12 protein-coding genes are annotated in these 12,752 nt (G+C 64.9%); 7 read left to right on the top strand and 5 right to left on the bottom strand.

Annotated features, from left to right (window positions below; all coding sequences use genetic code 11):
- Positions 1 to 452: 452 nt before the first annotated feature.
- Entirely contained in the window at positions 453 to 2,051 is a 1,599-nt protein-coding gene (locus Q0030_RS26985; protein WP_298373921.1) for a flagellin, read from the bottom strand.
- Positions 2,052 to 2,607: 556 nt separating this feature from the next.
- Between Q0030_RS26985 and Q0030_RS26990 the strand changes: the two genes are divergently transcribed.
- From Q0030_RS26990 to Q0030_RS27000, 3 genes are all read left to right on the top strand, one after another.
- Entirely contained in the window at positions 2,608 to 3,318 is a 711-nt protein-coding gene (locus Q0030_RS26990) for a Crp/Fnr family transcriptional regulator (protein WP_298373923.1), read from the top strand.
- A gap of 196 nt (positions 3,319 to 3,514) precedes the next feature.
- The gene (locus Q0030_RS26995; protein WP_298373925.1) at positions 3,515 to 4,234 is read left to right on the top strand and encodes a Crp/Fnr family transcriptional regulator; all 720 of its coding nucleotides are present in this window, start codon (positions 3,515 to 3,517) and stop codon (positions 4,232 to 4,234) included.
- 158 nt (positions 4,235 to 4,392) lie between these two features.
- The gene (locus Q0030_RS27000; protein WP_298373928.1) at positions 4,393 to 4,641 is read left to right on the top strand and encodes a hypothetical protein; all 249 of its coding nucleotides are present in this window, start codon (positions 4,393 to 4,395) and stop codon (positions 4,639 to 4,641) included.
- Positions 4,642 to 4,678: 37 nt separating this feature from the next.
- On the opposite strand, the gene Q0030_RS27005 is transcribed toward Q0030_RS27000, so the two are convergent.
- Complete coding sequence (locus tag Q0030_RS27005; RefSeq protein ID WP_363323493.1) at positions 4,679 to 5,287, bottom strand: helix-turn-helix transcriptional regulator; 609 nt, start codon at positions 5,285 to 5,287, stop codon at positions 4,679 to 4,681.
- Between the two features lie 579 nt (positions 5,288 to 5,866).
- On the opposite strand from Q0030_RS27005, the gene Q0030_RS27010 reads away from it, so the two are divergent.
- Positions 5,867 to 6,298 (top strand): hypothetical protein, encoded by a 432-nt coding sequence (locus Q0030_RS27010; protein WP_298373934.1) that lies wholly within the window; start codon positions 5,867 to 5,869, stop codon positions 6,296 to 6,298.
- Between the two features lie 90 nt (positions 6,299 to 6,388).
- On the opposite strand, the gene Q0030_RS27015 is transcribed toward Q0030_RS27010, so the two are convergent.
- Complete coding sequence (locus Q0030_RS27015) at positions 6,389 to 6,571, bottom strand: hypothetical protein (protein WP_298373936.1); 183 nt, start codon at positions 6,569 to 6,571, stop codon at positions 6,389 to 6,391.
- Positions 6,572 to 6,669: 98 nt separating this feature from the next.
- Entirely contained in the window at positions 6,670 to 7,671 is a 1,002-nt protein-coding gene (locus tag Q0030_RS27020; RefSeq protein ID WP_298373938.1) for a glycoside hydrolase family 3 N-terminal domain-containing protein, read from the bottom strand.
- Positions 7,672 to 7,859: 188 nt separating this feature from the next.
- Here Q0030_RS27020 and Q0030_RS27025 point away from each other — a divergent pair, with 188 nt between their 5' ends.
- Positions 7,860 to 9,905 (top strand): acetoacetate--CoA ligase, encoded by a 2,046-nt coding sequence (locus tag Q0030_RS27025; RefSeq protein WP_298373940.1) that lies wholly within the window; start codon positions 7,860 to 7,862, stop codon positions 9,903 to 9,905.
- Positions 9,906 to 9,921: 16 nt separating this feature from the next.
- On the opposite strand, the gene Q0030_RS27030 is transcribed toward Q0030_RS27025, so the two are convergent.
- Complete coding sequence (locus tag Q0030_RS27030; RefSeq protein WP_298374282.1) at positions 9,922 to 10,845, bottom strand: LysR substrate-binding domain-containing protein; 924 nt, start codon at positions 10,843 to 10,845, stop codon at positions 9,922 to 9,924.
- A gap of 71 nt (positions 10,846 to 10,916) precedes the next feature.
- Between Q0030_RS27030 and Q0030_RS27035 the strand changes: the two genes are divergently transcribed.
- Both Q0030_RS27035 and Q0030_RS27040 read left to right on the top strand, forming a co-directional pair.
- Positions 10,917 to 12,077 (top strand): DSD1 family PLP-dependent enzyme, encoded by a 1,161-nt coding sequence (locus Q0030_RS27035; RefSeq protein WP_298373942.1) that lies wholly within the window; start codon positions 10,917 to 10,919, stop codon positions 12,075 to 12,077.
- Between the two features lie 17 nt (positions 12,078 to 12,094).
- Entirely contained in the window at positions 12,095 to 12,751 is a 657-nt protein-coding gene (locus Q0030_RS27040; protein WP_298373945.1) for an HAD-IA family hydrolase, read from the top strand.
- Position 12,752: the final 1 nt, after the last annotated feature.

Raw genomic sequence — 12,752 nt, forward strand, 5'->3', positions numbered from 1 at the left:
CGTATCCAGGCTCTCGCTGCTCTCCGTCAGGAACTCGCGCAACAGATCGTCCATGGATAGGTCCCCTCAAGGTGCTGCGGAACGCTCGCCTCGCATCGGTAACTTGGCCGGCTTCACGGCGACGTTAATTTTGTCGTCCGTGCAACTACGGACGATGAAGCCGTTCAAGCACGACGCATCACCACATCGCGGCCGGTTTCACAGCAACAAGCCCCTACCACCCGGACGGGAAAGAGCCCGTTCCACCTGTCGTCGCAATTTGAACGAAATGCGATCGAGGGACCGTCAAGCCCAGCGAAACGCCGGCGGCCATGACATCCGCCTGCAGCAGAGCGCGATCGCCCATCGGTTGAACATGGGTTGAAACCGGCGGGATGGTTAAGCGAACCCAAAAGCAAAGGCGGCGGAGTTTCCTCCGCCGCCTCGATATTCGTTGTCTGTCGCGGCTACGCTTAGCGGAGCAGCTGCAGAACGCTCTGCTGCGACTGGTTGGCCAGCGCCAGCGCGGACACCGCGATCGACTGGCGGGTCGACAGCGCCTGGCTGTTGGCCGCTTCCTCGTTGGTGTCGGCCAGCGTCAGGTTGGACGAGCCGGTCTGCAGCACGTTGATCAGGTTCTTCGAGAAGTCCTGACGGATCTGCACGATCGACAGGTTCGAACCGAGGGTCGAAGCCTGGGTGCGCAGCAGGCCGCTCGCGCTGTTGAGCGTCTTCAGCGTAGCGTTGGCCGAAGCATTGTCGATGAAGTCCGTGCCGGCGGTCAGCTTGGTCAGGTTGAGACCAGTAGCATTGAAGGTCACGCCCTGGATCTTCAGCGTCGAGGAGCCCGTCTCGTTGAAGGTCAGCTTGAGCTGATCGCCATTGAGCAGGTTGATGCCGTTGTACGAGGCGTCCTGGGCGGTCGTGGTGATCTGGTCCAGGATGTTGTTGTACTGACTGACCAGGTTGGCGCGGTTCGCCAGCCCATTCGGATCCTGCACCGGGGCGCTACCCGTCAGGCCGTTGAACAGCTTGCCGGCGCCAGCCGCCGTGCCGCCGATGGTACCGAGGGTCGAGGACGCGGCATCATTGGTGGTGCTGATGGTGAGCGCTCCGCCCGCGCTGAGCGACGCCTGCAGGTTGTTCGCGGACAGCGCGTTGTTCAGGTCGTTGAGGGACTTCACCTGGCCTGCGCCGGCACCAAACGTGATGTTGGTGGCGGTGCCGTTGCCGGTCGCGCCGATCGTCAGCGTCAAGCCATCCAGCTGTGACGGCGTTGCCACGGTGCGTGCCTTGGTTCCGGCGGTAAGGCCGAAAGCGGCCAGCCCCGAGCCGGAGATGTTGAGATCCTGGTTAGTGCCGGTGCTGATCTGGAGCGCACCAGCCGCCACGGTGGAGGCGGTGGCCGTGCCGGTGATGCCGTCGATCGCCGTGAGCAGGTCGCCGACCGTCAGCGTGCTGCCCGCGCCCGTGCCGAGGGTCACGTTGCCGGATGCATCGGTCGTCGAAGTGGTCTGCGTGTTCGCGAACGTGATCGTCTTGCCGTTGACGCTGATCGTACCGGTCGGGGTCGCCGCCAAGGTATCGGAGTTGGTCGCACTGACGAGCTTGGTGGCGGCCGTGATCGGCGCAGGCGTCGTGAGATTGTTGTTGACGACCGTACCAGCGAGGGTCGCATTGTTGTAGGTGGCGGTGCCGCGGATATCGGCGGCGGTCGCGCCGGTGATCACGGCGGTCGTCACCTGCGACTTCTGGGAATAGCCGACCGCAGCCTGCAGGGCCTGGTTGGCGACCGACTTGGCGCTGTCGACGAGCTTCTGCAGCGAGGTGATGCCGGTGTTGGCAGCCTGCAGCACCTGCACGCCGTTGCCGATGCCGTCCAGCAGATTGTTGATGTCGCTGGCGCGGTTGTCGAGCGACTGCGCCGTGAAGAAGTTGGTCGGATTGTCGAGAGCGGTGTTGACCTTCTTGCCGGTGGACAAGCGGTTCTGCGTGGTGGCGAGCAGGTCGGCCGTCGACTGCAGCGAAAGCAGATTCTGACGGACCGATGACGAAAGGACGATGCCGGACATACTGGTACCCTTCTGGATGAACACGATTGACGCGACGCCGTAAATTTCGCACGGCGACCGGTGCCACACTGGTCCGTCCGCGCTACCCCTTCGTTAAGGGGCTGCTCCGTACAAATACCCAGAACAGCTTTCCCGGTAATTACGCGGTCGCCGCGCAGACGCCCGGTTCGACGGCGCCTGTTCGCCGCCGGATCAATCTCGCGACGGCGAATTTGTCCCCGCCTTTGCAGGACTTGCGCGCATGCTCGCACTGCCGACCGCGGGCTTCGATATCCGCAATGGCAACCGCGACGACGCACGCCTGGGTACGCATGAGAGTTAATGGAAATCAATAAATGCGAGACAATGTCGCAACCGTCTCGTCCGGGAGGCGCGGCATTCGAATCGCCTCGAACGCCGCGCAGGCCGATGCGATTGCCGACCGTCTGCCCCCTAGAGGGTATAGAGTTCGCACCACAACCCTTGTGCTATTGGACAGGCAAGCTATGTTCCCACTCCACACGCCAAGAGTAGGTGATGCGAGACCGTAGTGCTCCCGCCCTCGGCAGGAGCTCCAATGTCCGCGGTATCGCGTCCGCCCAATCGTCTGTTGCAAGCACTTCCCTCCACGGAATACGCGCAACTTCATCCCCTTCTGGAAACCGTCGACCTGACCAAGGAAACGGTGCTCGCCGATGCCGGAGCGTCGGCGCAGCGGGTGTATTTCCCGCACAGCGGCGTGGTCTCGATGATGGTCAATCTGTCCGACGGGCAATCCGTCGAGATTGCAACCATCGGTCGTGACGGCATCGTCGGCGCATCCGCCGCCCTGCATGAGCGGCCGCTGCTCGCCGACGCGATTGTCGTGGTGCCGGGCACGGCATCGATGGTGCGGGCGGAAGATTTCCGCGAGGCCGCCAATCGCAGCGCGGAGTTCCGGACCCTGGTTGCTCTCTATGAGCAGGCGCTGATGGCACAGACCCAGCAATCCGTCGCCTGCAACGTGTCGCATCCGGTGGAGGCGCGGCTGTCGCGCTGGCTACTGCGCGCGCGCGACCTGTGCGGCAGCGAAGCCTTGCCGCTGACCCAGGAGATGCTGGCGCAGATGATCGGTGTGCGGCGCAATGCGGTTTCGATCGTCGCGCATGGGTTTCAGCAGGCCGGTATCCTGCGCTACAGCCGCGGCCATATCGAGATCACCGACATCGAGGGCCTGCGGAAGGCGGCGTGTGAATGTTATGCGACCGTCAAGGCGCACGCCGAACAATTGACCGGGCCGGAAGATTGATCGACGGAGCGCACGCACGCCCAACTGATTTGCCAGGCAACACAAACGCGATCCTGTGGCGATAGCGGTTCCTAATGGAACCAAGATATGTTTCCATTGGAACCAAGACATGCCAGAATAAGTTGCAAGAAGGCCCAGCTGCACGCGTCAGCCTTGATGACCAGAGACAAACTTTGCCGGGAGGCAGGAGGTTGCTTTGGATACGGTCCCGCGATCGCCCAACGGATTTCTGTCTTCGCTCGCGGAGAGCGATTTTGAGCTGATCCGGCCCCATTTGCGGACGATCGACCTCGCCGCCGATTCGGTCCTGATCGAGACCGACGAGATGCTCAAGCGGACATACATGCCGCACAAGGGGGTGATCTCGCTGGTGGTCAAGCTGGCAAGAGGCGTGTGCGTCCAGATCGCGATGGTCGGCCGCGGCAGCATCTACGGTGCGTTCGCGGGGCTTGGTGAAGCCCCCACGCTGAACAGCGCCGTGGTGCTGGTGCCGGGCGTCGCTTCGACGATCGAGGTCGAAGCCTTGCGGGCGGCCGCCGGCCAGAGCCCGACTCTGCGAGGGATGCTGATTCGGCACGGTCTCGCCGTCTATGCCCAGATCCAGCAGACCGCCGGCTGCAACGCCGCGCACACTGTGGAGTCGCGGCTGGCGCGGTGCCTGCTGCACACGCGCGATCTCTCGGGCAGCAACAAGATCGCCCTGACCCAGGAGGCGATGGCGCAGATGATCGGCGCACGGCGCAACAGCGTGTCGCTGGTCGCGCATACCCTGCAACAGGCCAATTTCATCCACTACAGCCGCGGCCACATCGAGATCACCAATGCGGATGGACTGATCCGGACCGCGTGCGAGTGCTACGCCACGGTCAAGGCGCAGTATGCGGGGCTGCTGAGTTGTCAGCAAACCGGCGGCTAGAGCGTGCTATTCTTGACGCGCGTCTTGTTCGCGCGAACCGGTACCCGCTTCGCGCAAGAACGCTCCAGCCGGCGCGCAAGCCGTACTTCTACGGCGTACGATTTTCACCGTCGGATAACGCTGCATCCGCAAAGTCGCATCGACGCACGGGGGAGCCGATGTTCACGTACGAGACGACCGACCGGAAGGAAGCCCGGCGCTTCCGCATGGCCCAGTTCAACGGCCGGCCCGCCACCGTCAGGTCCGCCGGCGCGACAGTCACGGGACGTGTGCGCGCGATCGTCGAAAGCAAGTCCGGCGCAACGGCGGCATGGGTGGTCACGATCGTTCCGGACGAGCCGAAGACAGCCGCCTCCGCCGCGCGGCTCGCGCCGCGCCTGTGCTTCGCCGCGGAAGACGATTTCTAAGAACCGCGAACCGGTACCCGCTTCGCTTGAAAACGCGCTATGCGGAATGCAACAGGGCCTTGCGGACGAGATCTGCCGTGTTGCGCGCACCGAGTTTGCGCATGGCCTCGGCGCGATGGCTCTCGAACGTGCGCGGGCTGATGTTCATCCGCAGCGCGCCTTGCTTGTTGGAATAGCCGTCGCTGATCAGGCTGAGCACCTCACGCTCGCGCTTGGTCAGCGGCTTGCGGCCAGCCTCCGGCGTGAACATGACGTCGGGCGACCGGGCGCCCGCCGGCTTGTAGTCGAGCGGCGGCCTGAGATCGGTGGCCGGAATCGCATTCGGATAGAGATCGGAAATCTGCTTCAGCATCGCGGACACCCGCTCGGTCTGCTCGAGCGCGTTCTCAATCACCTGCCGCAGATAGACGCCGTTGCCGGGCGCATGCGCGAACTGCTGACTGTGCTGTTTGAGCTCGTTCATGTAGAGCAGCAGCGCCGTCACCGGCCCGTTGAACTGCCGGACGATCGCCGCCCCGGCCTCCGCGGTCACCTGCGTTCGCGGCACGGCGGCTCCCTGAAGCTCGGGCGGCTGCGCCTCGAGCGTCGCGGTTCCGCCCATCCACGTCGGAAGGCGCGCCTCGGCTCGGTTGTCATGTTGCGTCATAAGTATGGTTTACCGAAGGTGAACTTGTGGCCGCGTTAACACGGGGCTCCGTAAAACTACGGGTGACGCAACTGTGACCTCGGGCCCCGACCTGCCAAGCAGGCGCAGATTACCGCTGATTTGGCAACGAATCTCCCTTGTCTGAGTCGAATGACAGTAGTCTTACGGGATGCCTAGGCGTTTCATCCCGGTGATCCCGCAGGTGGGGTTTTACCTTCCTGGGGGCGCTCCCGGGCGCATCCGCACCCACATCCGCCCCCTGGGCCCAGGTTGAAGTGGGCAGGATTCGCGCCGCCCTTCGGACATCAAGGGCGCCGGAGCCGAAGAAATTTCTCCAGGAAGCGTCCCGAAAGAACGAACCTGAACCACCAATACGCCATTCGCCGGGTCGTCATCGATCAACCCTCCGGGCATCGGGATCGCATCGGCTTACCGCACGCCGGCTGACGCGCGTATGAGACGGATCACATCGGGCCAGGGCCGCGCGGGCGGGCGTCGGCTCAGGTGAATGTCAATTTACAGCCCCGGCATGCACCGCGATGATCGCCGCCTCTCGATCAACAACAAGAGGGCGCGACAATGAAGCGAGGGCGGAACCGGCGGAACGAATCCTGGGTGAGGATTGCGGCGCTGGCCGCAGCACTGCTGTTCGGCACCGGCGCGCAGGCCCAGACCACGCCGACCGGCAATGCAGCACCGACGTCAGACAACGCGATCATGATCACCATCTTCTTCAAGCATGATCAGTCACGCCCGCTCAGCGAGTTGAATGCGCAACTCGAGCGGCAGGGCTTCTACAAGGCGTTTCCGCCCGATGGTGTCGAGGTCGTGAGCTGGTACGTGATGATGGGGGTCGGCCAGGTGGTGACCCTGCGGCTGCCGGCATCGCGGCTGCGCGAGGTCAATCGCGTCATCGAGAACAGTGCCTGGGGCGCCTACCACACCGAGTTCTATCCGACCTACGACTACAAGGCGGTCGGGATCGGCAATCACGAGAAGGCGAAGCAATAGGTCGATCGCATGAGGACCGAACAGCATCGCGGCCGCGCGCCGCATTGCCGGTCCTGCGCGAACCGGCTCACGAATGGACTGCTCCACGGCCTAGGCGTGGGCCCGCGAACGCTGGCTCAGCCGCTTCGCCAATATCCGCAAATCCGCGCGGCGCCCGCTGCAAAGCAGGCGGCTGAATTCGTCGGGATCGATGGAGGCAGGCGGCAAATCGGCTGGGTTGCGTGGCACGCGGCGTAGCCAGGTCAATCGGAAGAGACGCTTGAGCATCTTCATGGTTGTTAGCCCCGATGAGCGTCTTTGTTAAATCGCGGCAATGAAGTTTGGTTCCGCTCCTTGTGCGTCGTCCGGCGCAAAATTTGGTTCAATGCCTTTCAGGCGAGCAGTGCCTTGCGCTGTGGCACCCGCGCAATGGATCGGCGCACCGCGGCGTGATCCAGCGATCCGTCCTGCAGCGCCCCCATGACGGCGGCGGCGATGCCGGCCATCGCCTGCTCCTGGTCGAACAGATTGTTGCCGATGCAGATCATGTCCATGCCGGCGGCGATCGCCTGCAGGCTGGCGGCGCTGGTGCCGAGCGCCTTCTGCAGCCCCTGCATCTGCATGTCGTCGGTGATCAGCAGCGTCTCGGGCAGCCGGCGGCGAAGCCGGCCGACCCCCGTCGGCGACAGGGTCATCGGATGCTGCGCGTCCCACTGGCGGACAATGGCGTGGCTGACCAGCACCGCATCGCCGAAGATATCCGGGGCCAACGCGTAGAACAGTTCTTCCTGCTCCGGCCGCAGCGCATCGGAAATGTCCATGAACTCCAGATGTGAATCGACGTGCGCCCCGCCGATGCCCGGAAAATGCTTCAGGCAAAGACCCACGCCCGCCTGCCGCGCTGCGGCATCGACCAGACGGGCATTGGCCGCGACCTCGCCGATCTCGGACGAATAGGACCGCTTGATCCTGCCGATGTTGGGATTGTCGGAATTGTAATCGACGTCGATGACCGGCGCGAAATTGTAGCGGATGCCGAGCCGCCGCAACTCGCCATAGCTTGCGGCGAGGATCGCGTTCTTTTCCGCATGTGAGAGCAGATTGAAATCCTTTGCGCTCGGCAGCGGTTGAAAACCGAGGCCGTCCTTCAGCCGGCGCACCAGACCGCCCTCCTGGTCGATGAAGACCAGCGGCTGCGACGGCAGCGCCGCGATCTCGGCGCAGAGCGACTGCACTTGCGCGGGCGAGGCGATGTTATTGTCGTATTGCCGGGTCTGGCAGGAGTAATCGAACAGGATCACCCCGCCGAGCCCGAACTGCGCGGCAAATTCCCTCAGCCAAGGCGGAATGACCTTGCCGTAGAAGCCCAGGATGAAGAGTTCGCCGACGGACATGGCCGCTCGCTCTCGGATGTGCATGGAATCAGCCCCGCGCGCTTACGGAATAGCACGCTGCGACGGCGGTAAGAATATGACGCCAGCTTGCCGCGCGACCGCGTTCCCCGTGCTCGCATCACTATGTTAAGACACGAAGGCTTGCCTCGATCACGCAGGCCACGACACAAGAGATTCCGGAAACGCCCATGACAGCATCTTACGTCCCGCAAATGGCCCTTTACCGCCAATGGCTGAAGGACACGCGCGGCCTTGAGTTCGTGGATTTCGAGGCGATGCGGCGCTGGTCGGTGACCGAAATCGACGCCTTCTGGCAGAGCGTCTGGGATTATTTCGACCTGCGCTCGCCGACACCGCATTCGGCGGTGCTGGCCGAGCGCAAGATGCCGGGCGCGGTGTGGTTTCCCGGCGCTTCGGTGAATTATGCGCGTCAGGTCTTTCGCCATGTCGTGCCGGCGCATGCCGCCGGCTTGCCGGCCCTGATCTCGAGTGGCGAGGACGGCAAGCTGTCGGAGACGAGCTGGCCGGAGCTGCAGCGCAAATCGGCGGCGCTTGCGCTGCACCTGAAGGCCAAGGGCGTCCGCGCCGGCGACCGCGTCGCGGCATACTTGCCGAATATCCCCGAGACGATCATCGCGTTCCTGGCGACCGCGAGCCTGGGTGCGATCTGGAGCGTCTGCGCGCCCGACATGGCGGCACCCGCGGTGATCGACCGCTTCAAGCAGATCGAGCCGAAAGTGCTGATCGCCTGCGACGCCGTGACGTATGCCGGCCGCCGCCATGACCGGCAGGCTGTGATCGAGGAGTTGCGGCGCGCGCTGCCGACGGTCGAGCACGTCATCCTGCACAGCGATGCCGCGCCGTCCGAGACACGATTGTCGTCCATCCTTGCCGGCCAGAGCGCGGAGATCGACGCCTTCGAGCCGGAATGGCTGCCGTTCGACCATCCGCTCTGGATCGTCTATTCCTCGGGCACCACCGGATTGCCGAAGCCGATCCTGCACAGCCATGGCGGCATCATCGTCGTGGCGCTGCCGCTCTCGACGCTGCACAACGACATCGGCTGCAGCTACCACCCGAATTCGTTCGGCGAGCGTTTTCATTGGTACTCGTCGACCGGCTGGATCATGTGGAACTGCCAGGCCAACGGCCTGCTCAACGGCACGACCTGCTGCATCTTCGACGGCAGCCCCGGCGGCACCAAGGACAAGCCGGATTGGACCACGCTGTGGCGCTTCGTCGCCGACGCCAAGGCGACCTTCTTCGGCGCGGGCGCGGCGTTCTTCGCCAATTGCACCAAGGCCGAGATCGATCTCGCCGATGTCGGCGACCTCTCGGGCCTGCGCGCACTCGGCTCGACCGGCTCGCCGCTCTCAGCCGACACGCAAGCCTGGTTCAACGAACGCTTCGCCGCGCTTTCGAAGCGGAATGGCAATGCCGCGCAGGCCGACATGTGGTGGGCCAATATCTCCGGCGGCACCGATTTCGCCGGCGCGTTCATCGGCGGCAATCGCGAACTGCCGCAGACGCCGGGCATCATGCAGTGCCGCCTGCTCGGCTGCGCGGTGGAGGCCTTCGACGAGCAGGGCCGCGCCGTGATCGACGAGGTCGGCGAGCTCGTCTGCGCCGAGCCGCTGCCCTCGATGCCGCTGCGCTTCTGGAACGATCCCGGCAATGCGCGCTATCTGTCGAGCTATTTCGAGACCTATCCCGACAATTTCGACGGCACGGGCCGCGGCCCGGTCTGGCGGCACGGCGACTGGCTCAAGATCAACCCCGACGGCTCCTGCGTGATCTATGGCCGCAGCGACGCCACCATCAACCGCCATGGCCTGCGGATGGGCACCAGCGAGCTCTATTCGGCGATCGAGGCGCTGCCGGAGGTGCTGGATTCGATGGTCGTCGACCTCGAATATCTCGGCCGCGACAGCTACATGCCGCTGTTCGTGGTGCTGCGCGAGGGCGTTGCGCTGGATGCCGCGATGAAGGCGAAGATCAACAAGGCGGTCGAGGCCGGGCTGTCGCGCCGCTTCCTGCCCAACGACATCTTCGTCGTGGCGGAAATTCCGCGCACGCTGTCCGGCAAGAAGCAGGAGCTGCCGGTCAAGAAGCTGTTGCTCGGCCACCCCGTCGAGAAGGTCATCAACCGCGATGCGATGGCCAACCCCGGCTGCCTCGACTGGTATCTCGACTTTGCCAGGAGCTATCTGAGCAGACAGGCAGGCGCGGCGTAAGCGATCGCGCCGTCTGTCAGCGCGGCTCGCTGCGCCATGGCGGCGGTGAGAGGGCATCGCGCAGATGCTCGACAAAAGCCTGCGTGCGCCTGGCCCGCCCGCCGCGGCCGGGATTGAGCAGCGCAACGATATCGGCCGGCGGCAGGCGGAAGTTCGGCAAGACGCGCACCAGCCGGCCGGAGGCGAGATCGTCGGCGACATCCCACTCCGACCGGACGATCAGGCCGTGATCCGCCAGCGCCCAGGCCTTCACGACCTCGCCGTCATTGCTCGACAGCATCGGCTCGATCCTGATGACATCAGGCTCCGACGCCGCGCGCCTTCGCGAGAACCGCCAGAGCGTCACGTCCTCTTCGTTCTCACGCAACGCGATGCATTGATGCCCGCGCAGATCCTGTGGGCTCGCCGGCATCCCGCCGCGCTTCAGATAGGCCGGCGAGGCGCAGAGAGAGCGTTCATTGGGCGCAAGGCGCAGCAAGCGAAGCGTGGAATCCTTTAACGCGCCGATATGGATCATGACGTCCCATGCGCTCGCAGCGGCACGCGCCGGCCGATCGGACAGTTCGAGCTCGACCGACACGTCGGGATGTTGGGATCGGAAGGCCGCAACGACCGGGGCGATGTAGCGGCGTCCGAAGCCGAGCGGCGCAAGAATCTTCAGATGACCTGCGATGGTTCCGCGCCGCGCCTGCAGCGCGTCCGTCAGCTCCATCGCCTCGTCGAGCAGCGTGCCGCCGCGCAGCACCAGCAGCTCGCCCTCATCGGTCAATGTCAATCGCCGGGCCGAACGGCTGACCAGTTGAACGCCGAGGCGCTGCTCGAGGCTCTGCAGCCGCTGCGACACCGCCGATGGTGTCACGTCGAGCGCCCGTGCCGCGGCGGCGAGCGACCGGGCCGCAGCGATGGCCAGGAAGAAGCGGATATCATCGGTCGAGAGCATTAAGTTCAAGCTTAATCCAAGAATGACATTCGGTAAATTGTACTTAGCATGAAAACGGCTAGTCTCGCCCGATGTCATCAGCCCCCGCCTTGAACGCACCGCATCCGCTTGCCGGGATCGAGACGCCCTGCCTCGTGCTCGACGAAGACCGGATGCTGCACAACATCGCCCGCCTGAAGACGCGGCTGACGCGGCTCGGCGTGCCGCTGCGCCCGCATCTGAAGACCGCGAAATCGATTCCGGCGGCGCGTGCCGTGATGGACGGCCCAGCCGGCCCGGCGGCGGTCTCGACCCTGCAGGAGGCCGAGGTCTTTGCCGCGGCGGGCGTCAAGGACATCCTTTATGCCGTCGGCATCGCGCCGCAGAAGCTCGATCGCGTCGCGGCGCTGCGGCGGCACGGCGTGAACCTGTCCGTGGTGCTCGACAGCTTTGAGCAGGCGGACGCCGTCGCCACGATGGCGCGCATGACGAACGACCGCATTCCGGTGCTGATCGAGATCGACTGCGACGGCCATCGCGCCGGTGTCGGTGCGCGCGACCCGCTGCTCGTCGAGATCGGCCGCAAGCTGCATCAAGGCGGCGCCGAGTTGCGTGGCGTCATGGCGCATGCCGGCGAATCCTATTCCTGCCGCACCGTGGCGGCGCTCGAGCATGCTGCCGAGCAGGAACGCGCTGCCGCGGTCGCCTGCGCCGAGGCATTGCGCGCGGCCGGACTGCCCTGCCCCGTGGTCAGCGTCGGCTCGACACCGACAGCGCATTTCGCGCGCCGGCTCGACGGCGTCACCGAGGTGCGCGCCGGCGTGTTCGTGATGTTCGACCTTGTCATGGCCGGGATCGGGGTCTGCGCGGTCGAGGACATTGCGCTGTCGGTGCTCGCGACGGTGATCGGCCATCGCGCCGATCGCGGCTGGACCTTCGTCGACGCCGGCTGGATGGCGCTGTCGCGCGATCGCGGCACCGCGAAGCAACTGGTCGACCAGGGCTACGGCATCGTCTGCGACATCGATGGACGGCCCTATCCCGATTTGATCGTGACCGAGACCAATCAGGAGCACGGCATCATCGCGCTCCGTCCCGGCGGCACGGCGCCGCAGGTGATGCTGCCGGTCGGCACCAAGCTGCGGATCCTGCCGAACCATGCCTGCGCGACCGGAGCCCAGCACGACCGCTATCATGTCGTCGCCGCCGGCTCCGGCTCGGTCAGGCAATGGGAGCGATTTCGCGGATGGTAGGAGACGGAGCGCCGCCCATGACCCGAGCCTATGACGCCGTTCTGTTCGATCTGCTGACCGCGCTGCTTGACAGCTGGACACTCTGGAACAAGGTCGCGGGCTCCGACGAAGCCGGGCTGCGCTGGCGCGCCGAGTATCTCAGGAACACCTACGCCACCGGACGCTATCGTCCCTATGAGGATCTGGTGGGCGAGGCCGCGCGCAATGTCGGGCTGCCGTTCGAACGGGCTGCCGAGCTTGGCGCACGCTATGCGGAGCTCGATCCCTGGCCGGAAGTTCGCGATGTTCTGCAAACGCTGCACGAGGCCGGCGTCGCGCTCGGCGTCGTGACCAACTGCTCGGAGCAGCTCGGCCGCATCGCCGCCGATCGGATCGGCGTTCCCTTCACCGTGTTCGTGACGGCCGAGCGCGCCGGCTATTACAAGCCGCAGCCGCAACCCTATCAGCTCGCACTCGACGAACTGCCGGTCCCGGCCAATCGATGCCTGTTCGTCGCGGGATCGGGCTATGATCTGTTCGGCACGGCACGTGTGCATTTGCCGACGTGGTGGCATAATCGGGCCAGAATGAAGCTGCCGGAAGGGGCGCCCGCCCCGATCATGGTTCGTGACAACCTTGCGACCTTGCCGGCTTTCGTGCTCGGTCGCGACTTGTCCGGCCGGCACGCCCCTTGAG

Origin of the sequence: uncultured Bradyrhizobium sp. (assembly GCF_947648125.1) — a bacterium.
Taxonomy (GTDB): Bacteria; Pseudomonadota; Alphaproteobacteria; order Rhizobiales; family Xanthobacteraceae; genus Bradyrhizobium.

Excerpts from the sequence above, each read along its gene's own strand:
- Q0030_RS26990 (WP_298373923.1), top strand. The coding sequence starts at position 2,608 with ATGTCCGCGGTATCGCGTCCGCCCAATCGTCTGTTGCAAGCACTTCCC.
- Q0030_RS27030 (WP_298374282.1), bottom strand. The coding sequence starts at position 10,845 with ATGCTCTCGACCGATGATATCCGCTTCTTCCTGGCCATCGCTGCGGCC.
- Q0030_RS27000 (WP_298373928.1), top strand. The coding sequence starts at position 4,393 with ATGTTCACGTACGAGACGACCGACCGGAAGGAAGCCCGGCGCTTCCGC.
- Q0030_RS27005 (WP_363323493.1), bottom strand. The coding sequence starts at position 5,287 with ATGACGCAACATGACAACCGAGCCGAGGCGCGCCTTCCGACGTGGATG.
- Q0030_RS27040 (WP_298373945.1), top strand. The coding sequence starts at position 12,095 with ATGACCCGAGCCTATGACGCCGTTCTGTTCGATCTGCTGACCGCGCTG.
- Q0030_RS27015 (WP_298373936.1), bottom strand. The coding sequence starts at position 6,571 with ATGAAGATGCTCAAGCGTCTCTTCCGATTGACCTGGCTACGCCGCGTG.
- Q0030_RS27020 (WP_298373938.1), bottom strand. The coding sequence starts at position 7,671 with ATGTCCGTCGGCGAACTCTTCATCCTGGGCTTCTACGGCAAGGTCATT.
- Q0030_RS27035 (WP_298373942.1), top strand. The coding sequence starts at position 10,917 with ATGTCATCAGCCCCCGCCTTGAACGCACCGCATCCGCTTGCCGGGATC.
- Q0030_RS26985 (WP_298373921.1), bottom strand. The coding sequence starts at position 2,051 with ATGTCCGGCATCGTCCTTTCGTCATCGGTCCGTCAGAATCTGCTTTCG.
- Q0030_RS27025 (WP_298373940.1), top strand. The coding sequence starts at position 7,860 with ATGACAGCATCTTACGTCCCGCAAATGGCCCTTTACCGCCAATGGCTG.
- Q0030_RS27010 (WP_298373934.1), top strand. The coding sequence starts at position 5,867 with ATGAAGCGAGGGCGGAACCGGCGGAACGAATCCTGGGTGAGGATTGCG.